Source organism: Pseudomonas sp. GW821-FHT11G12 (genome assembly GCF_058808055.1).
The window spans coordinates 469,425-488,467 of the sequence record NZ_JBXARH010000003.1; the positions used below are offsets into that span (position 1 = coordinate 469,425).

General features: G+C 59.3%; 20 protein-coding genes. 12 read left to right on the plus strand and 8 right to left on the minus strand.

Translation table 11 applies throughout. From position 1 onward, the window contains the following. Positions 1-58 precede the first annotated feature (58 nt). From fdhD to AC1RR7_RS13435, 3 genes are all read left to right on the plus strand, one after another. The gene (fdhD, locus tag AC1RR7_RS13425) at positions 59-898 is read left to right on the plus strand and encodes a formate dehydrogenase accessory sulfurtransferase FdhD (protein ID WP_096821921.1); all 840 of its coding nucleotides are present in this window, start codon (positions 59-61) and stop codon (positions 896-898) included. Beyond that, entirely contained in the window at positions 895-3,243 is a 2,349-nt protein-coding gene (locus tag AC1RR7_RS13430; RefSeq protein ID WP_096821920.1) for an FdhF/YdeP family oxidoreductase, read from the plus strand. The genes fdhD and AC1RR7_RS13430 overlap by 4 nt, the downstream gene beginning before the upstream one ends. Before the next feature lie 210 nt (positions 3,244-3,453). Continuing rightward, complete coding sequence (locus AC1RR7_RS13435) at positions 3,454-3,933, plus strand: glycine zipper domain-containing protein (protein ID WP_096821919.1); 480 nt, start codon at positions 3,454-3,456, stop codon at positions 3,931-3,933. 64 nt (positions 3,934-3,997) lie between these two features. Here the strand turns inward: AC1RR7_RS13435 and AC1RR7_RS13440 are convergent, their stop codons facing one another. From AC1RR7_RS13440 to AC1RR7_RS13455, 4 genes are all read right to left on the minus strand, one after another. Then, positions 3,998-4,429, minus strand: a complete 432-nt coding sequence (locus AC1RR7_RS13440) for an acyl-CoA thioesterase (RefSeq protein ID WP_096821918.1) — start codon at positions 4,427-4,429, stop codon at positions 3,998-4,000. A gap of 31 nt (positions 4,430-4,460) precedes the next feature. Beyond that, positions 4,461-5,684 (minus strand): 3-hydroxyacyl-CoA dehydrogenase, encoded by a 1,224-nt coding sequence (locus AC1RR7_RS13445; protein WP_493157662.1) that lies wholly within the window; start codon positions 5,682-5,684, stop codon positions 4,461-4,463. A gap of 110 nt (positions 5,685-5,794) precedes the next feature. Further along, a complete protein-coding gene (locus AC1RR7_RS13450; RefSeq protein ID WP_273539555.1) occupies positions 5,795-7,723 on the minus strand; it encodes a RecQ family ATP-dependent DNA helicase in 1,929 nt (642 codons plus the stop codon). 386 nt (positions 7,724-8,109) lie between these two features. Next, on the minus strand, positions 8,110-8,613 hold the full coding sequence (locus tag AC1RR7_RS13455; RefSeq protein WP_273539554.1) for a polysaccharide deacetylase: 504 nt from the start codon (positions 8,611-8,613) through the stop codon (positions 8,110-8,112). Positions 8,614-8,917: 304 nt separating this feature from the next. Here AC1RR7_RS13455 and AC1RR7_RS13460 point away from each other — a divergent pair, with 304 nt between their 5' ends. The 6 genes from AC1RR7_RS13460 to nadS all read left to right on the plus strand — a co-directional run bounded on the left by AC1RR7_RS13460 (position 8,918) and on the right by nadS (position 11,995). Then, entirely contained in the window at positions 8,918-9,199 is a 282-nt protein-coding gene (locus AC1RR7_RS13460; protein WP_273539552.1) for a hypothetical protein, read from the plus strand. Positions 9,200-9,301: 102 nt separating this feature from the next. After that, positions 9,302-10,429, plus strand: coding sequence for a hypothetical protein (locus AC1RR7_RS13465; RefSeq protein WP_273539551.1), 1,128 nt, complete (start codon positions 9,302-9,304; stop codon positions 10,427-10,429). A gap of 47 nt (positions 10,430-10,476) precedes the next feature. Then, positions 10,477-10,653, plus strand: a complete 177-nt coding sequence (locus AC1RR7_RS13470; RefSeq protein WP_493157665.1) for an antitoxin PaaA2 family protein — start codon at positions 10,477-10,479, stop codon at positions 10,651-10,653. 326 nt (positions 10,654-10,979) lie between these two features. After that, the gene (locus AC1RR7_RS13475; protein ID WP_115076187.1) at positions 10,980-11,279 is read left to right on the plus strand and encodes a hypothetical protein; all 300 of its coding nucleotides are present in this window, start codon (positions 10,980-10,982) and stop codon (positions 11,277-11,279) included. Positions 11,280-11,390: 111 nt separating this feature from the next. Continuing rightward, positions 11,391-11,711, plus strand: coding sequence for a type II toxin-antitoxin system RelE/ParE family toxin (locus AC1RR7_RS13480; RefSeq protein WP_197870129.1), 321 nt, complete (start codon positions 11,391-11,393; stop codon positions 11,709-11,711). After that, entirely contained in the window at positions 11,708-11,995 is a 288-nt protein-coding gene (gene nadS, locus AC1RR7_RS13485) for a NadS family protein (RefSeq protein ID WP_127796615.1), read from the plus strand. The genes AC1RR7_RS13480 and nadS overlap by 4 nt, the downstream gene beginning before the upstream one ends. A gap of 65 nt (positions 11,996-12,060) precedes the next feature. On the opposite strand, the gene AC1RR7_RS13490 is transcribed toward nadS, so the two are convergent. Continuing rightward, positions 12,061-13,602: a phosphoenolpyruvate carboxykinase gene (locus AC1RR7_RS13490; RefSeq protein ID WP_102620601.1), complete on the minus strand. Its 1,542-nt coding sequence runs from the start codon at positions 13,600-13,602 to the stop codon at positions 12,061-12,063. 181 nt (positions 13,603-13,783) lie between these two features. Then, a complete protein-coding gene (hslO, locus tag AC1RR7_RS13495) occupies positions 13,784-14,686 on the minus strand; it encodes an Hsp33 family molecular chaperone HslO (protein ID WP_096821908.1) in 903 nt (300 codons plus the stop codon). Between the two features lie 104 nt (positions 14,687-14,790). On the opposite strand from hslO, the gene AC1RR7_RS13500 reads away from it, so the two are divergent. After that, a complete protein-coding gene (locus AC1RR7_RS13500; RefSeq protein ID WP_493065886.1) occupies positions 14,791-15,591 on the plus strand; it encodes a phosphatase PAP2 family protein in 801 nt (266 codons plus the stop codon). 67 nt (positions 15,592-15,658) lie between these two features. Here AC1RR7_RS13500 and AC1RR7_RS13505 read toward each other — a convergent pair whose 3' ends face one another. Then, positions 15,659-16,066, minus strand: a complete 408-nt coding sequence (locus tag AC1RR7_RS13505; protein WP_096821906.1) for an RNA-binding S4 domain-containing protein — start codon at positions 16,064-16,066, stop codon at positions 15,659-15,661. 218 nt (positions 16,067-16,284) lie between these two features. On the opposite strand from AC1RR7_RS13505, the gene rimB reads away from it, so the two are divergent. Further along, a complete protein-coding gene (gene rimB / locus AC1RR7_RS13510) occupies positions 16,285-16,764 on the plus strand; it encodes a retropepsin-like aspartic endopeptidase RimB (protein WP_102620599.1) in 480 nt (159 codons plus the stop codon). After that, positions 16,761-17,666, plus strand: a complete 906-nt coding sequence (gene rimK, locus AC1RR7_RS13515) for a 30S ribosomal protein S6--L-glutamate ligase (protein WP_007949201.1) — start codon at positions 16,761-16,763, stop codon at positions 17,664-17,666. The genes rimB and rimK overlap by 4 nt, the downstream gene beginning before the upstream one ends. Positions 17,667-17,701: 35 nt before the next feature. On the opposite strand, the gene AC1RR7_RS13520 is transcribed toward rimK, so the two are convergent. Then, positions 17,702-19,015: an ATP-binding protein gene (locus AC1RR7_RS13520; protein WP_096821905.1), complete on the minus strand. Its 1,314-nt coding sequence runs from the start codon at positions 19,013-19,015 to the stop codon at positions 17,702-17,704. Positions 19,016-19,043 lie beyond the last annotated feature (28 nt).

The following is a 19,043-nucleotide window of genomic DNA, read 5'->3' on the forward strand; positions in this document are numbered from 1 at the left end:
TTAGACGCGACAAGTTGCCGCGCCTAGTCTTAACGTTGATCAATCCGTCGGTGATGCCATGAACGCCAAGCGCCCGGCCTGCGCGGCGCCTGCACTCGAAACGCCCGCGCCCGCCGCCAGTCAGACCTACAGCTACAGCGACCTGCCCCTGGCGGAGTCGGCCAGCACCGCGCTGGCCGAGGAAGTCGCACTGGCGATTGCCTACAACGGCATCAGCCAGGCCGTGATGCTGGTGACGCCAACCGACCTCGAAGACTTCATCGTCGGCTTCAGCCTGGGCAGCGGCATCATCGAAGACGCCTCGGACATCTATGACCTGCAACTGACCGGTTCAGGCTCGGCGCAATACGCCCAGGTGACCATCGCCAACCGCGCCTTCTGGAATCTCAAGCAGCAGCGTCGGCAACTGGCCGGCACCAGCGGTTGCGGGCTGTGCGGCGTAGAAGCGGTGGAACAGGCGCTGCCCGATCTCAAGGTCTTGCCCGGCGCCCCTTTGCCGCCGATTGAATGGCTCGACGGTCTGCGCCAGCGCATCGGTGCGTTCCAGCCGCTGGGCCAGCATTGCGGCGCGGTACACGCGGCGGTGTTCATGAACGCCAGCGGTGAATTGCTGCTGGGCCGCGAAGACATCGGCCGACACAACGCCCTCGACAAACTGATCGGTGGCCTGATCCGGCAAAAGATATCCACAACCGGCGGCCTGGCGATTGTCACCAGCCGTTGCAGCCTCGAATTGATCCAGAAAGTCCTGCGCGCCGGGATCCAGACCCTCGTCAGTCTGTCCGCGCCCACCGGCCTCGCCGTGCAATGGGCCCGCCGCCACAACCTCAATCTCATCCACCTGCCGCAGAAAAACGCGCCGCGGGTGTATAGCCCAGAAATGGAGAAACACTCGTGAGCCAACACCATCAAGCCGACCAGAAACCCGTCCCGCGCTACAAGCCCTACAAGGGCGCAGCCGGCGGCTGGGGCGCACTGATCAGCGTGGCCCAGGCCTGGTTGACCAGCGACAACGCGCTGAAGAACCTGCGCATGATGCTCAAGACCAACCAGAACGGCGGCTTCGACTGCCCGGGTTGCGCCTGGGGCGACTCGCCGGAAAGCGGCATGGTCAAGTTCTGCGAGAACGGCGCCAAAGCAGTGAACTGGGAAGCGACCAAACGTCGGGTGGACGGCAAGTTCTTCGCCAAACACAGCGTCACCTCGTTGCTGGAGCAGAGCGACTACTGGCTCGAATATCAGGGCCGTCTGACCGAACCGGTGGTCTATGACGCCGAAACCGACCGCTACAAGCCGATCAGTTGGGACGATGCCTACGCGCTGATCGGCAAGCACCTGCAAGCCCTGCCGAGTCCGGACCTGGCCGAGTTCTACACCTCGGGTCGTGCCAGCAACGAAGCCGCCTATTTGTATCAACTGTTCGTGCGCGCCTACGGCACCAACAATTTCCCCGACTGCTCGAACATGTGCCACGAGGCCAGCGGCGTGGCGCTCGCGCAAAGCGTCGGTGTCGGCAAAGGCACCGTGACCTTCGACGATTTCGAACACGCCGATGCGATTTTTGTCTGGGGCCAGAACCCCGGCACCAACCACCCACGCATGCTCGAACCGCTGCGTGAAGCGGTGAAACGCGGCGCTCAGGTGGTCTGCATCAACCCGCTGAAAGAACGCGGTCTGGAACGCTTCCAGCATCCGCAGCACCCGATCGAAATGCTCACCAACGGCGACAAGCCGACCAACACCGCGTATTTCCGCCCGGCACTGGGCGGTGACATGGCTGTGCTGCGCGGCATGGCCAAGTTCCTGCTGCAATGGGAACGCGATGCGCAGAAGGCCGGTGCGCCGGCGGTGTTCGATCACGACTTCCTCAATGAACACAGCGTCAACGTGCTGGAATACCTCGGCGTCGTCGATGACACGCCGTGGGAGCAGATCGTTGCGCAGTCCGGCCTGACGCTGGTTGAAATCGAGCAAGCGGCGCGCATGTACGCCAAAGGCAAGAACGTGATCATGTGCTGGGCGATGGGCATCACCCAACACCGCCATTCGGTGCCGACCATCCAGGAAATCGCCAACCTGATGCTGCTGCGCGGCAACATCGGCAAGCCCGGCGCCGGTCTGTGCCCGGTGCGCGGTCACAGTAACGTGCAGGGCGACCGCACCATGGGCATCAACGAGCGTCCGCCGGTGGCGTTTCTCGATTCCCTGGAGCGTCGTTTCCAGTTCAAGGTGCCGCGCCACAACGGGCACAACGTGGTCGAAGCGATCCATGCGATGGCCGAAGGTCGGGCCAAGGTGTTCATCGGTCTCGGCGGCAACTTCGCCCAGGCCACGCCGGACAGCCCGCGCACCTTCCAGGCCCTGCGCAACTGCGACCTGACCGTGCAGATCAGCACCAAGCTCAATCGCAGCCACCTGGCCCACGGCAAAGACGCATTGATCCTGCCGTGCCTGGGCCGTACCGACATCGACATCCAGACCGAAGGCCCGCAGGCCGTCACCGTGGAAGACTCGTTCAGCATGGTGCACGCCTCCAACGGCCAGTTGCAGCCGCTGTCGAACCAGATGCGCTCGGAGCCGTCGATCATTGCCGGCATCGCCGCCGCGACCCTGGGCAGCAAACCGGTGGACTGGAACTGGCTGGTGGCCGACTACCGGCGCATCCGCGAACTGATCGCCGACACCATCCCGGGCTTCAAGGACTTCAACGAGAAGGTCAAGAACCCGGGCGGTTTCTACCTCGGCAACAGTGCCGGCGCGCGCAAGTGGAACACGACTTCGGGCCGGGCCAACTTCAAGCCGAACATGCTGCCCAAGGATCTGATCCATGAGCGCACTCGCGCCACCGGTCAACTGCCGGATCTGATCTTGCAATCGATGCGCTCTCACGATCAGTACAACACCACGATTTATGGTCTCGACGATCGTTATCGCGGGGTGAAGGGACAGCGTGACGTGCTGTTCGCCAACGAGGCGGACATCATCCGTCTGGGCTTCAAGCCTGGGCAGAAGGCTGACATCGTGTCGCTGTGGGACGATGGCCGTGAGCGTCGCGTGAAAGGCTTCACACTGCTGGCGTTCGATATTCCGGCGGGGCAAGCGGCGGCTTATTACCCTGAGGTGAACCCGCTGGTGCCGCTCGAAAGCACCGGGGACGGCAGCCATACGCCGACGTCGAAGTTCATCGCGATCCGGTTGGAAGCGGCGAGCGAGACAGGGCTGATCATGGCCAGGTCGGCCTGACACCAAACTTTTCAGCGCCCACAAAAAAGGCCGCTTTTGTATAAAAGCGGCCTGTCCGAAGCAGTTAAAGACCGGTGAAAATCGGTTAAGTTCCACCCAAAAATCAGTAACTTGCATAATTGTATACAAGTCGTGTTATTCGTCGGATTTCGATTGTCAGCCTTGTTACACAGCCTCAGGATCGCGCCGTCATCCCTTTGAGGCTCCTCTATGAAGTTCTCCCAGATTCTCTTGTTGTCCCTTGGCCTGGTCAGTGGCTTCGCTTCTGCCGGAGGCACCACCGAAGCAGGTGTGGGCGGCGCATTGGGCGGGGTTCTTGGCTCGGTCGTCGGTCAGTCTTTAGGCGGCAGCACAGGTTCAACCATTGGCGCGGCCCTGGGCGGCGCGGGTGGTAGCGCGGTGGGCGCCAACAAACACAGCCGTGGCGAAGCGGCCATTGGCGGTGCGTTGGGCGCAGCCGGCGGTAACGTGGTTGGCCGCAGCATGGGCGGCACCACCGGCAGCCTGATCGGCGCCGCAGCGGGTGGCGGCGCCGGTGGCGCGCTGGGTAACTACATGGGCAACGAGAGTAATCGCGAAGACCGCAGTTACGATCGCGGCCGTGACCGTGGTCGCTACTACCGTGACGACCACCGTGGTCGTGGCCATGCCTACGGCCATCGCAAGCATCACCGCTACTACCGCGACTGAGGCTTGACCTCGTTGCCGGTACAGCCAGATCGCAGCTCCCCCGAGCTGCGATTTTTTTTGCCTGTCAAACCGCCAGCCGTTCCAGCGCTCCGCGTAACCCCGCAGGGATCGCCACCGGCTGATTCGATGCACGATCAACGAACACATGCACGAAACGCCCCGCCGCACAGGCTTCATGCTCGCCAGCCTTGAACACGGCCAGCTCGTATTGCACTGAACTGTTGCCCAGTTTGCCGACCCGCAAGCCAACTTCGATCAAGTCCGGGAACGCAATCGAGGCGAAGTAATCGCAAGACGAACTCACCACAAACCCCACCACCTCCCCATCGTGGATATCCAGGCCACCCACCTGAATCAGGTAGGTGTTTACCGCCGTATCGAAAAAGCTGTAGTAGGTGACGTTGTTGACGTGGCCGTAGGCATCGTTGTCATGCCAGCGCGTGGTGATCGGCTGGAAATGTGGGTAATCGGCGCGTTGCGGCATCGGGTTGGACATCAGTGTCGATTCCTTGAGTGATCGGCCCAGTCTAAAGGTAAAAACCTTTGCCTCGTGCCGCCAGCTCGCCAATCAGTTGCGCCGGCCGCCATTGATCACCCTGCCGCGTTTCCAGCGCCAGCAGCCGCTTGTGAATGTCTGCCAGCCCCTGATCGTCCGCCCAGGCCATCGGCCCGCCTCTCTCAGCCGGGAAGCCATAGCCGTTCAGGTAAACCTGATCGATGTCATGCGCCGACTCGGCAATCCCTTCCTGCAGAATCTTCGCGCCCTCGTTGACCAACGCCAGAAGACAGCGCTCAAGGATCTCCTCAGATCCGATCTCACGGCGATGAAACCCCAGACCTTCACTGACACTCAACACCAGTGCATCCACCTCGGAATCATGTTCGGCCTGACGACTGCCCGGTTCGTAGTGGTAGTAACCATTGCCAGACTTCTGCCCGAACCGACCCAACTCGCACAAGCGGTTATCCACCTGAACCTCTGGCGCATCCTGGCCCTTGCCGGCCAGCTCACGAGCACGCCACTCAAGATCGATGCCGACCACGTCGTACATGCGAAACGGCCCCATGGCAAAACCGAAGCCCTGCAATATTGCGTCGATCTGCTGCGGCCAGGCCCCCTCAAGCAGCATCTTGCGCGCCTCGAGCACGTAAGGATGGAGCATGCGATTGCCGATGAATCCGTGGCAGTTGCCCGACACCACACTGACCTTGCCCATACGCTTGCCCAGCTCGAGTGCAGCCTCAAGCACGGCTGGCGAGGTCTGTGCACCACGGACTATTTCCAGCAGTTTCATGATGTGCGCCGGGCTGAAGAAATGCAGACCCAGCACTTGCGTCGGTCGTCGTGTCGCGGCGGCAATCGCATCGATGTCCAGTGCCGAGGTGTTGCTCGCCAGCAGGGCTTCGGGTTTCAGCAAGCCATCGAGCTCACGGAAGATCTTCTGCTTGAGTTCGAGATTCTCGTACACCGCTTCGATCACCAGGTCGACATTGCGGATCGCCACATAATCCGCCGCCGCACTGATCCGGGCAATTCGCGCATCGGCCTCGGCCTGATCGATCCGACCCTGACGCACGTTGTGCGCATAGGTATCGGCCACCGTCTTCAGCGCCTGCTCAAGCATCTGTGGATTGTTATCGACCCATTGCACTGACACGCCGGCGTTGGCCAGGCACATGACAATGCCACGGCCCATGGTGCCGGCGCCGATCACGGCGGCCTGCCGAATTTCGAAGGATGTCTGGCTCATTGTTGTTCTCTTGTTGGAGATCCAAAGACAGCCTTCACCATAGTCAGCCAACGGGTATTTTTGAAGTTTATTGCTGTGATGATCGACATTCAGCAAATGGATTCGTTGCATCAGAGATGCGCCTGAGCCCAAGCCCGCACGTCCGCGTAGGGATACGCCTCCAGCGCCGCATACCCGGAAATGGTCCGTGCCTTGAGCTTGGAGAACAGCGGCACACTGATCCCGCACAGAAAGCGCGTCAGCCGCTCCGCTGAAGGCGCACTGCCTGTCTGCTGCTCATGCCTGTGGATAAAATCGCCGCACAACGCCGAGAAACTTTTATCCACAAGCGCCAGCAATTCCGGAGGCGCCGGGAGCCGGGCAACCTGCCCGTGGCACACCGAGCAATGCCCGCACTGCTCGGGGGCGTTGTGATCACCGAAGTACTCCGCCAGTCGATAGCCCAGGCACCGCTCGGTGGCGAACAATTCGAGCATGGCGTGAATCCGCGCCACTTCGGTCTGTTCGTGGCGAGAGAAATAATCATGTAGCTCGCCACTCAAGACCTGGCTGTCGAAGGCGCTGTGCAGCACGTTGTAGACTTCGGTCATCTGCTTGCTTTCCAGCTCGACCCAGCCTTTCTCCTGGAAGTAATCCAGCGCCTTCACCACACGATTGCGCTCAGCCGAATACTGCGTGTACATCGCCTCGAAATTCACCGTGGCCCAGGTCCGAGCGCGATTCGAGGTCTGGATGATCGCCGCAACGAAATCCCTGCGCTCGCCCTCGAAACGCTCTAGCAGCGCCTCGGGTTCCAGCAGGTATTTGAAACGGTATTCGGCGTAGTACGCGTAGCGCGGGGCAATCAGCCCTCGCAGCTCCAGTTGCACCAGCAACGTCTTCAATGGCAGCGCACGAATGTTGCTCTGATCCGCCAGCGGCCCGAGCAAAAACTCCCACTGACCTTCAGGCGCAGCGGCCTGCAACTCGTCCAGCACATGGCGAATGCCATCGCGCTCCGGCGTGTCGCCGTAGACGAAGTTTTCCAGCACATTGAGGCTGTCGCGGTTGGCCAGCACCAGACAGTCGGACGGTTGCCCATCACGCCCGGCGCGGCCGATTTCCTGGCTGTAGTTTTCGATGGATTTGGGCAGGTCGAAATGCACCACGTTGCGGATGTCGCTCTTGTCGATGCCCATGCCGAACGCGATGGTCGCGACGATGCAATTGGACTGCCCGCCCATGAAGCGCTTCTGGATCGCTTCCCGTTGTTCGTGAGGCAGCCCGGCATGGTAAGCCTCAGCCTGAATGCCATTGCGCCCCAGATGTTCGGCGATGTGTTCGGCGGTTTTCTGCAGGGTGACGTAGACGATGCTCGGTTGACCCGCCCGCTCGGCCATCCACTCCACCAGCCGTCGCCGCTTGTCCTCACCGCGCACCGGCTCCACCAGCAGATTGAGATTGGGCCGATAGAAACCCGTGGTCACAACGTCTTCGGCAGCGATGGCGAATTTCGCCTGCATGTCGGCGATGACTTTCGGTGTTGCCGTGGCGGTCAGCAGCAAGGTTTGCGGGATGTTGAACTGACGCTGGTAGTCCGGCAGCTTGAGGTAATCAGGCCGGAAGTTGTGGCCCCATTCGGAGATGCAGTGCGCCTCATCCACCACCAGCAGCGAGATCGGCACCTGCTGCAAAAAATTGCGGAAGCGCTCGTTTTTCAGGCGCTCCACGGAAATCATCAGGATCTTCAGTTCGCCGGAACGGGCACGGGCCATCACATCGTTGGCGTCTTCGCGACTCTGCGCAGAATCAATGCTCCCCGCCGAGATGCCGTGACGTTGCAGAAACGCCAGCTGATCCTGCATCAGCGCGAGCAATGGCGAGACCACCAGCGTCAGGTGCGGCAGCAGGAGAGCCGGCACCTGGTAGCAAAGGGATTTGCCGGAGCCCGTGGGAAAGATCGCCGCCGCCGAGCGCCCGGCCAGCACGGCGCTGATTGCCGCTTCCTGACCGGGTCGAAATTGTGGGTAACCGAAAACCTGTTCCAGGGTGTTGTGCATTCGCTGTCACTCCGTTGACCGCTGTGATGCCAACAGCCTAGCGGGCGATCGCAGCGAATCGAGAAAAGGTCGGGGGGCAAATCGATACGGGATGATACAGCGTCGGCAGCTCCGCCACGGGATCAAACAAATGAAACACATTGTTCATCGCCGCGTGAATCGAACCGAGGGTAATGTCCGTCACGCCTCGAGCCAGGACGGCCGATGCGCATGGATTTTTATCAAGGAGTGAACATGTCGAACCCTTTGAAACTGCCCCTCGCCCTGATCTTTGCATCCCTGTTACTGAGTGGATGTGCGCCCTCTCCCGACAACTTTCCACCGCCCTGGGCCTCCGCCGTGACAACGGATGAAACCTCTTCGGCCTGACACCCGCAAAAGCAGCGTTATGGCCGCAAGACGGCCACCCGCAGTTGCTCATCCAGTACCCGCTCATGCACGTCCAGGCTCTTGCTTGCCCATTGTGCATGGGCCGGGCTGATATCACCCGTAAATGCCGCCGCCAACTGACGCAAGTCAGCGACGCTGCGCACCCGTGGGCAAAACGCTTGATCGTCACAGTTCTGGCTGGCGTTACGGTAGGTGCTGAGCAAGCGATCCCACAGACCGTCGCGCACTTGCCGGATCGACTTGAGCTGCATTTGCTGCACGCCCAGCCGTTGTTTGAGTTCCTGCTCATCCAGAGCTTCGCTGGCCAACAGGGCCTTGCCGAAGATCAGTACCTCAGCGCGGGAGGCCGTATCGATGTTGTCCTGAGTGGTGAGCGCGTCCGGCCAGCCACTGCGCTCCAGATTGGCAAGCGCCAGCCCATTGCCTGTGTCGGAAGCCGCCGCCAAACGACAACCACTGGCCCACAGCAAAATGATCGAGGCCATTCGTAGCCATTGCATACCTAATTCCCTTTAAGCGCGTGTCGGACGTCTGGAAACGCCCTACGGATTCTGGCGCGCACCATACAGAGGTTTACCGGGAATCGCCCGACAAACATGTGGGAAATTTCCCCCCTCAGGGTTTGGCTGTGAAAACGCCGCAAAAACGCGTAGGGCAAATGCCCGAACCCCGGAAAAACCCCTACGAATCCTGTCCATTGTGGCTGTCTTGTCCCACTCGATGGCGCCCTTCTATAGTGGCCGGCGCGGCTGAAAACACTGTGTCGGCCCACCGACGCGACTTCGTAAAGGACACGCCCCAATCATGAACATGTTCAAACCGCTGAATACTCGTTTTCGCCCTCTCAAAACCTGCGACGGCGACACCCCGGTCATGGTCATCGACACCGAAGCCAAACCTGGGGATCTGCTTAATGCTGCCGATCAACGCCTGCGCGCTGCCAGCGATCTGCTGGAAACTCTTTACTGCTTGTGTTTCAAACAGGCCGACGTGAAAGACATCCCCAACATCGTCAATGTGCTTTATTTGTTGACGCAGGACGGCTGTGACTTGCTGGAAGTTGCCAGGCAACGAATAAACAATTAACGCAACGAGCCAAACTTACAAAGTTCGCAACAACCCTTCGCTTCCATTACTGCAAAGTTCAGAACTAGCCTGCTTGCTCTTACATCAACCCAGAGCAACAACATGACTACGCTGACTATTTTCTTTTGCGGTACAGGTTCGACAAAGTTTGATAATACCCACGAAAACTATTGGGACGGCGAACTGGTTTCCACACTCGCCTCCCATCACACCGGTCGCGAGTTTGCCGAATGGATCGTGGTCGATGGCCCTGGCACCAGCAACCTGCAGGCCGATGATCTGTTCACCAAATCCAAGGACTACGGCCTCAGCGGAACCCTGTTCGGCAAGGGCTGGGAGGAAAACGTCCAGCATGCGATGAACATCATCAAAGGCCAATGCGACTGGCAGCGCGAGCAACTGACCGAAGCGGAATATAACCGCCTCAAGGCTGCTGGCATTCCTATTGAGGACGTAAAAGTCGAGGGCTCCTGGCTGTGGCGCAAATACAACTATGGTGATCGCAGCATCACGCAACAGAAGTTACAAGAGCAAATCATTAAAACGTTCCGCAAGGACGGCGTTATTCCAACAAAGGTCAATCTGGTAGGCTGGAGCCGTGGCGGCATTAGTTGCCATATGCTGGCCAATGCCATGTTCAACGACAGTGCGCTGAAAAACATTCCGGTCAATATCTTTGCCATTGATCCTGTGCCGGGCATCGGTAACTTTCAGGAACACCGGGTGAAGCTCAATTACAACGTAAAAGAGTACGTGGGTTTCTATGCACGGGACGAACGCTCCAAGGGTTTCAGCTGCGTCATCCCGCAAACCGCGACCGGCACCAAAACCAGCATCTTCCCTATGCCCGGCCGTCACGCCACCCTGGTTGGCAACGCCTCCGCCGATGGCAACAGTGGACCAAAAGTGCTGGCCGAACCCGGTCTCATCGTCCGCCACTTTGCCGAGGTCTGCCTGAAACGCTGGGGCACCGTGCTCGACAAAAACCTCAACCTTACTGACGCCACCCTGCGAAACCACACCGCGGCCCTCGTCAACGCGGCAGCGAAATACAAGGCCATGGAGAAATGCTCCTACACCTGGTTCACCGAACTGGACCAGGGTGAACGCTACGTGTCGCTGGGCAGCAAAGGCGTCCCGTTTTCGACAGTGAAAGGCACGATCTACAGCCCGGCGAGTGGACTGACGACGAGTGTGCTGGATGTTGAAGGGTATCGGGCGATTCGTTGAGGCGGGACCGGTAACAGACGTCAACACAATCACGGGAGAATTGAACGATGGATAGATCCACTGACGGAATTGAACCTCACTGCGACGAGGAGACCTACAAAGAGTGGGTTACTCGGCAAGTTCAGAAAAGCATCGATGATCCCCGGCCAAGCATCCCCGATGAAGAGTCGAGACGCTTGATGGCAGCGAAACGTGAACTGTTGAGAACACGCAATAATCCGTAGGAACGACCCTATTGAATCTTCGTCCACGTCCTACATGGAGTGATGCCTTATCGGCTATCGCCGTTTGTTAGCTCAAATCTATAGTCGTGACTGTCGCTGCCAAATCAGCGACTCGGGTTTGGTCACCTGAAAATGAGAGAGAAACTTCGCATGCCCTTGTATGCTTGCCGCCTGATTCATGCGGCACGCGTTATGGCGGCTGTGTTTGGGACGCTTCGGCGTGCCTGGAGTTCTCTCTCTCTGGTTGACCAACCCGAACACAGTCCGCCTCCTATCGTTTGGTCATGATGTTGGCGGTTCTTCGGATACTTGAGAGAGTCTAACCAATGAAATCATGGAACCAGTTCCCCAACGATCGCTACCGCCCACTTGATACAAACCTCACCGACACCAAGCCATTGGTCATCGACACCGAGGCCAACCCGCAAGACATCCTCGAATGCGCCGTCCAGCGCCTGCGCGCTTCAAGCGACCTGCTGCAAACTCTCTACTGCCTCTGCTTCAAACATGCCGACGTTGAAGACATTCCCCACATCACCCACGCCCTTTACCTGCTGACCAAAGACGGGTTTGACCTGTTGCAGGTCGCCCAGCAACGAATGCTCAACTGGAAAGCTCCAGTCTGAGGTTGAGTGATCAGATCGTTCCCATGTTCGACATGAGAACGATCACTTACCAGTCATCTACTCAAATCCCTTCAGCATTGCTGGGAGGTAAGCCAATGGCGTACATTTACGATGATTTTTGTTGAGACTCGGATCTTTACCCGTCGAGTAAAAGAGCTGCTGGACGATGACACGTATGCCGCTTTTCAGAAGCAACTGGTTGTAAGTCCTTCGATTGGCGATGTAATTGAAGGCACAGGCGGGATCCGCAAAACCCGAATCGCAGCGAAAGGACACGGCAAGCGAGGCGGAGCACGGGTTATCTACTACCACTTCGTTTCGGCGTCACAAATCGGGTTATTGATGATCTACCCTAAAAATGAACAACACGATCTGTCCAGCGATGAGCGTAAAGCACTCAAGGTCTTGATCGAAAAATGGAGATGCCCATGAGCAAATTTTTTGATGAGCTGATGGAAAGTGTGCAAGAGATGGACGAGATTGTACGAGGCCAGCGCGCACCTTCTCGCGAATTCCACGTTGATGCATTGCAGGTCAAAGAAATTCGTAAAGCTACCGGTTTGACCCAGACCAAATTTGCGGCACTGATCGACGTCCAACTCGGCACGCTACGAAATTGGGAACAGGGTCGTCGCGAGCCAACCGGGCCGGCAAAGGCTCTGCTCAAGGCCATTCATAACGACCCGGTTCATGTTTTGAATGCATTGGCCCATTGAGAAAATGAACGCCCACAAAAAAGCCGCCCTCAAGAGGCGGCTTTTTCATTCACCAGAACTAAGTCTTACAACTTAGGCCCGGCAGCCTTGATCGCGTCGCTCACGTCGAACTTCTTGAAGTTCTCGATGAACAGACCGGCCAGTGCTTTGGCAGCTTCGTCGTACGCAGCCTTGTCAGCCCAGGTGTTGCGTGGGTTGAGCAGGTTGGTTTCGACGCCCGGTACGGCCAGTGGCACGTCCAGGTTGATGGTATCCAGGTGTTCGGTTTCGGCACCGATCAGTGCACCGCTCTGGATCGCTGCGATCACGGCGCGGGTGGTCGGGATGTTGAAGCGTTTGCCGACGCCGTAGCCACCGCCGGTCCAACCGGTGTTGACCAGGTAGACCTTGGAGCCGAAGCCCTTGATGCGCTTGATCAGCAGCTCAGCGTATTCGCCAGCCGGACGCGGGAAGAACGGTGCGCCGAAGCAGGTGGAGAAGGTCGACTTGATGCCGCTGCCCGAACCCATTTCAGTCGAGCCCACCAGTGCGGTGTAGCCGGACAGGAAGTGGTAAGCCGCTTGCTCGTTGTTCAGGATCGACACTGGCGGCAGTACGCCGGTCAGGTCGCAAGTCAGGAAGATCACAGCGTTAGGCTCGCCGCCCAGGTTCTTCTCGGAACGCTTGGCAACGTGCTCCAGCGGGTAGGCTGCGCGGCTGTTCTGGGTCAGGCTGACATCGGCGTAGTCGGCGTGCTTGGCATCGTCGATCACGACGTTTTCCAGCACAGCGCCGTGCTTGATGGCTTTCCAGATGACCGGCTCGTTCTTCTCGGACAAGTCGATGCACTTGGCGTAGCAGCCGCCTTCGATGTTGAAGACAACGCCTTCGCCCCAGCCGTGTTCGTCGTCACCGATCAGGTAACGGCTTTCGTCGGCGGACAGGGTGGTCTTGCCAGTGCCGGACAGACCGAAGAACAGGGTCACGTCGCCCTCTTCGCCGATGTTGGCAGCGCAGTGCATTGGCAGCACGTCAGCGGCCGGCAGCAGGAAGTTCTGCACGGAGAACATGGCTTTCTTCATTTCACCGGCGTAACGCATGCCGGCGATCAACACTTTTTTCTGTGCGAAGTTGAGGATCACGCAACCGTCGGAGTTGGTGCCGTCACGCTCAGGCACGCACTCGAAGTTGGCCACGTTCAACACTTGCCACTCGTCACGACCGGCCGGGTTGTACTGAGCCGGGTTGATGAACAGGCAACGACCGAACAGGTTCTGCCAGGCAGTCTGGGTGGTCATCTTCACGGCCAGGTAGTGATCTTCGGCCGCGCCTACATGCACGTGGGAAACGAAATGCTCTTGCGCGTTGTTGAATGCTTCAACACGAGCCCACAGCGCGTCGAACTTGTCGGCCGGGAACTTGCGGTTGATCGGGCCCCAGGCGATTGCGTCCTGGGTGGAAGGCTCTTCAACGATGAAACGGTCGACTGGCGAACGGCCGGTGCGGTGACCGGTGCGAACTACCAGAGCGCCGGTATCGGCAAGCTCGCCTTCACCGCGTTTCAGGGCTTCTTTTACCAGATCATCAACACTCAGATCGGTGTACACGGCGTTATTGGCTTGCGTCATGAGGTTCCCCGTCGGCCAGTGGCCGAGTGTGCTCCAAACGTTTTGTAGTAGAAAGTCGTGCACTACTACCGCGAAAAAAGTGGGCCGGATTATGCCAGAAAAGCCCAAAAAGAGTAGGGCCCTCCCGTCGTAACGGCGTTATTCCGTCGTTGAGCAGTGAATTTACCTGCGCTGAACCGTTTTAGTGCCGGGTATCTGACGGCGTCTCGACGCCCGCACCAGCGAACAATTGAGCGATATCCGCCGCGTCGAACAGGTAGCGCTGGTTGCAGAACTGGCAATCGATCTCGACGCTGCCACCCTGCTCGGCCACCAATTGCTGCGCATCTTCCAGACCCAGGCTGACCAGTGCGTTACCCGAGCGTTCGCGGGAGCAGCTGCAATGGAAGCGCAGTTTCTGCACATCGAACAGACGGACCTGTTCTTCATGGTAGAGGCGATGCAGAACCGTTTCGTTGTCCAGGCTCAACAGTTCATCAGCGGTCAGGGTGTTGCCCAGCGCGGTGATGTGCTGCCAGCTGGCGGCGCGTTCTTCTTCATCTTTCAGGCGATCGGCAGGCAGTTGCTGCAGCAGCAGGCCACGGGCGCGACGGCCGTCGGCGCACAGCTTGAAGCGGGTGCCAACCTGCTGGGACATGACGAAGTAGTTGGTGAAGCAGTCGGACAGGGTTTCGCCGTCGAGGTCGACGATGCCCTGGTAGCGCTGGCCCACCGTCGGATCGACAGTCAACGCCAACACGCCGTTGGGCATCAGGTCGGAGAGGGTCGCATCAGCGGCGATCAAGTCGGCTTCATAACGGGCCAGGCCACGAATTTCGCGGTCACTGGAGCACTCGATCATCAGCAGCGGGATCGGGCCTTCGGAGCGCGCCTGAAGAATCAGCAAGCCATCGAATTTCAGGGTGCCTACCAGCAACGACGCAGCAGCCATCAGTTCGCCCAGCAATTGCGCAACCGGCTCCGGATACGGGTGCTTGGCGAGCACTTCGGCGTAGCTGCGTTCCAGCGACACCAGTTCGCCGCGCGTGTCGCTGTCATCGAAGATGAAGCGTTGGGTGTAATCGGTATCGAGGAAATCGGTCATAGGTCTAGGTATCTGATTTTAATGACAAAAAGGTTACAAAGAATGAAAATCCCGCGCTTCTGGCATCCATTTTGATGCCTATGTTCAGCCACGGGAGGCATTTTATGAACAATCCGGGTTTGTTCCAATCAAGGTGGAACCTCGGCCGGCTGGTTCTGTGCAATGCAGTGCCATTGGCACTACTGGCTTTCTGGTTATGGCCTACGGGTCAGATGCTGTGTGTGGTTTTCGACGAGTGGCTGTTCCGCTCACTCAATGCACCGCTGGCCAGCAACCCCATATGGCTCCACATCTGGGCAATTGCAAGTCTGCGCCCGTTCGACGTTGTCGTCGGACTGATCCTGCTCACGCTGCTGATCAAGGGCGACTGGGTGTTCAAGGCGATTGACGTGCGTCGCGCCTTCTTCGGATTTTTCTCGATCCTGCTGCTGATGGTGGTGATCCGCGCGCTGTTTTCCAAATTCGCCGACCACATGGGCTGGCAGCACAATAGCCCATCCATGGTGCTCCAGGGCGCCGTTCATATGAGCGACTACTTCCCGCATCTCGAGAAGACCTTTGAGCTGAAGGATCGCTCGAGCCAGAGTTTCCCCGGTGACCATGCTTCGGTGCTGTTGATCTGGGCGCTGTTCATGGGCGTTTTCAGTCGCTCCGCCGGCCAGTTCCTGACGATCTGGGGTCTGGCGCTGCTATTCATGCTGCCGCGTCTGGTGGCCGGCGCGCACTGGGGCCAGGACGATTACATCGGTGGCCTGCTGTTGGCGGTATGGGCGTTGGGCTGGGGTTACTACACACCGTTTGCCTATCACGCGGCGAACTTCTGGCTGAAGATCACAGCGCCGATTTTCACGCTGGTGGGCAAGTTGCCGGTGGTTTCGCGGATGAGTGTGGTGGCGCTCCGCTAATTCGATACGCCTGAAAAGATCGCAGCCTCCGGCAGCTCCTCAGGGAGCGCATGTAGGCTGCGATTTTTTATTCGCCGCTACTGTTCCCACGAAATTTAAACAAGTCCCGACGCTGTTTCTTGCTCGGTTTGCCGTCGGTGGTCACACCCAACGCGCCCGCCTTGCGCATCGCTGCAGCCGCCTCGCGCTTGGCGATACTGGCTTCGGTTTCCGCATACAGCGTCTGCGCTTCCGGCGCGCCACGGCGCACGATCGACAGGGCCTGGACCACGACAGTCTTTTCATCGAAGCCGGTACGAATCTCGAATTCATCGCCGATGCGTGGCTCTTTGCCAGGCTTGCAGCGCTCTCCCCGACAATGCACCTTGCCACTTTCGATGGCGGCTTTGGCCAAGGCACGGGTTTTAAAAAAACGTGCAGCCCACAGCCATTTGTCGAGACGGACCTTGTCGTCCTCTTCGCTTTTTTGTGCCATGGAATTTCCTCATTCTGAAATATTGATGAACTGTACTACCGTTTCTGTCGTGCCATGAATTGCGCTGTCCCGGATTACAATGCACACATTCCGGGGCGTGCTTGAGAGCGCGCAAATCCGGGCCATAGATATCTGTCGCCTTTTAACCACTATTCTGCGTGAATACCGCAAATCCGGCCCCCTGCGGGCTGATCGGTTTTCACCGGTTGAGCATTTTTTTGAAGACATTTGACCATTTGACCGTTGTCGGTCTGCGCGAGTGGGTGGCGCTCCCAGGTTTGGGAGTCGCAGGCCTTCGGGCGAAAATCGACACCGGTGCCAGTACCTCCAGCCTGCACGCCACCGATATCGAGCCGTTCGAACGGGACGGCGAGAAGTGGGTGCGTTTCACCGCGCACCTGGGCACGGTGGTGCAATTGCGCCACCGGCGTTGCGAAGCACCGCTGGTCACCCGCAAGACCATCAAGAGTTCCAACGGCCAGGCCCAGGTGCGCTATGTGATCAGCACCACCCTGGCCCTCGGTGATCGGGTCTGGCCGGTCGAGTTCACCCTCGCCTGCCGCAAGTCCATGCGCTATCGCCTGTTGCTCGGTTCCAAAGCCCTGATCGACGGCCAGTTGGTGGTCAATCCGGGTATCAAGTATGTACAAGACAAGCCGGTGTTCCCGGTATCTACCTCCTCCACAGGTGTTGCATGAAGATCGCTGTGCTGTCGCGGAATCCGCGTCTGTATTCCACCCGTCGTCTGGTCGAAGCCGGCACCGAACGCGGGCATGAAATGGTGGTGATCGACACCTTGCGCGCCTACATGAACATCGCCAGCCACAAGCCGCAGATCCACTATCGCGGCAAGCCGCTGGAAGGGTTCGACGCAGTGATTCCACGGATCGGCGCGTCGGTGACGTTTTATGGCTGCGCAGTGTTGCGTCAGTTTGAAATGATGGGGGTGTTTCCGCTCAACGAATCGGTGGCCATCGCCCGCTCCCGGGACAAGCTGCGTTCGCTGCAATTGCTGTCGCGCCGGGGCATCGGTTTGCCGGTGACCGGCTTCGCCCACTCGCCGGACGACATTCCCGACCTGATCGACATGGTCAACGGCGCGCCGCTGGTGATCAAGGTGCTGGAAGGGACTCAGGGCATCGGCGTGGTGCTGTGCGAAACCGCGACGGCGGCGGAGTCGGTGATCGAGGCGTTCATGGGCCTCAAGCAGAACATCATGGTGCAGGAATACATCAAGGAGGCCGGCGGCGCGGACATCCGCTGCTTCGTGGTCGGCGACAAGGTGATCGCGGCGATGAAGCGTCAGGCCAAGCCCGGGGAATTCCGCTCCAACCTGCACCGTGGCGGTAGCGCCAGCCTGATCAAGATCACCCCGGAAGAGCGCATGACCGCGTTGCGCGCCGCCAAGGTCATGGGCCTGGCGGTGGCGGGTGTGGATATCCTGCGTTCGAATCACGGGCCGCTGGTGATGGAAGTGAACTCGTCGCCTGGCCTGGAAGGGATCGAGACCACCACCGGCAAGAACGTGGCGGGGATCATCATCGAACACCTTGAGAAGAATGGCGGGCCGAACATGACCCGCACCAAAGGCAAGGGTTGAACCTTGAATCAGGCGGCCGCAAGGCCGCCTGAAACTTAAACCGCGTCTCGCGGCAGCATCAACCCCAGCGGCAAGCGCACCCGCGCCTCCAGCCCGCCACCGGAGCGGTTGCGCAGCTCGACATTGCCGCCATGCATCGAAGCAATCCGCTTGACGATCGCCAGCCCCAGCCCGGTACCCTTCCCGCCCCGCGCGCGGTCGCCACGGGTGAACGGGTTGAAAATCGCCTCAAGCTCCGACGGATCAATCCCCGCGCCACGGTCCATCACGCTCAGCACCACGTACGGCGCACTGGTATCGCCGGACACGTAAGCCGCAACTTCGACGCCGCTGCCGGCATGATTCAACGCATTGCCAATCAGGTTGTTCAGCAAACGCTTCATCGATACCCGGCGTAGCGGAAACGGCTGGATCGGCTCCAGACGCAAGCGCACCTTTTCTTCACTCTGGTTGTACGGCGCCGCGACTTCACGCACCAGATCGCTCAGATCCACTTCTTCCACCGACTCGTCCCGACCATCGCGAATGAACGCGAGGAACTGGTCGAGAATCGCGTCCATGTCTTCAATGTCGCGCACCATGTCGTCGGTCAGGTCGGTGCGGTCACCCATCAGTTCCAGCGACAGCCGTAGGCGGGTCAGCGGCGTGCGCAGGTCGTGGGAAACCCCGGCGAGCATCAGTTCACGTTCACGGCCGGCCTGTTCGACGTCCTCGGCCATCTGGTTGAAGGCGCGATAAACCTCGGTCATTTCGCTCGGTGTGTCACTGATCGGCAGGCGCACGCTGCGGCCCTGGCCGAGTTGCCGTGCGGCATACACGAGACGCTTCAAAGGCTGATTGAGCTGGCTGACGAAAATCCATGCCGACGCGGTCGAGAGCAACCCGATGGCGAGGAACCAGCCGAGTACGTTCCAGATTTTCTGGCCGCGCAACGGATGCGGGTACAACGGCACTTTCAACCAGCCATCACCCAGGCTCGGCGCACGCACCCACAACGCCGGCGGTGAATGCATGCGCAGCCGAACCTCGGTGTCGGCCCCCAGTTCCGCCTGCATCTGCCGCTGGTAGATTTCGCTGTACGGCCAGTGCTGTTCGCCTTCCGGCACACCGGCACCGACCACCCGGATCAGGGTCGCGGCATCAGCGATCTTCGCGCGGTTTTCTTCATCGGCGGCCCAATAGGCACGCAGCGTCAGGGCGACGCCGTGGCTGTATTGACGGTCCACCAACACGTCCTCGTTCATCAGCAGATAAACCAGGGTCAGTGCCTTGGAAAACAATACGACGATGAGCACCAGCCAGAGGGTGCGGGAGAAGAAACTTTGGGGGAACCAGACAGGGGTTTTCATGGATAACCGCTACGCACTTGCAGGAGCG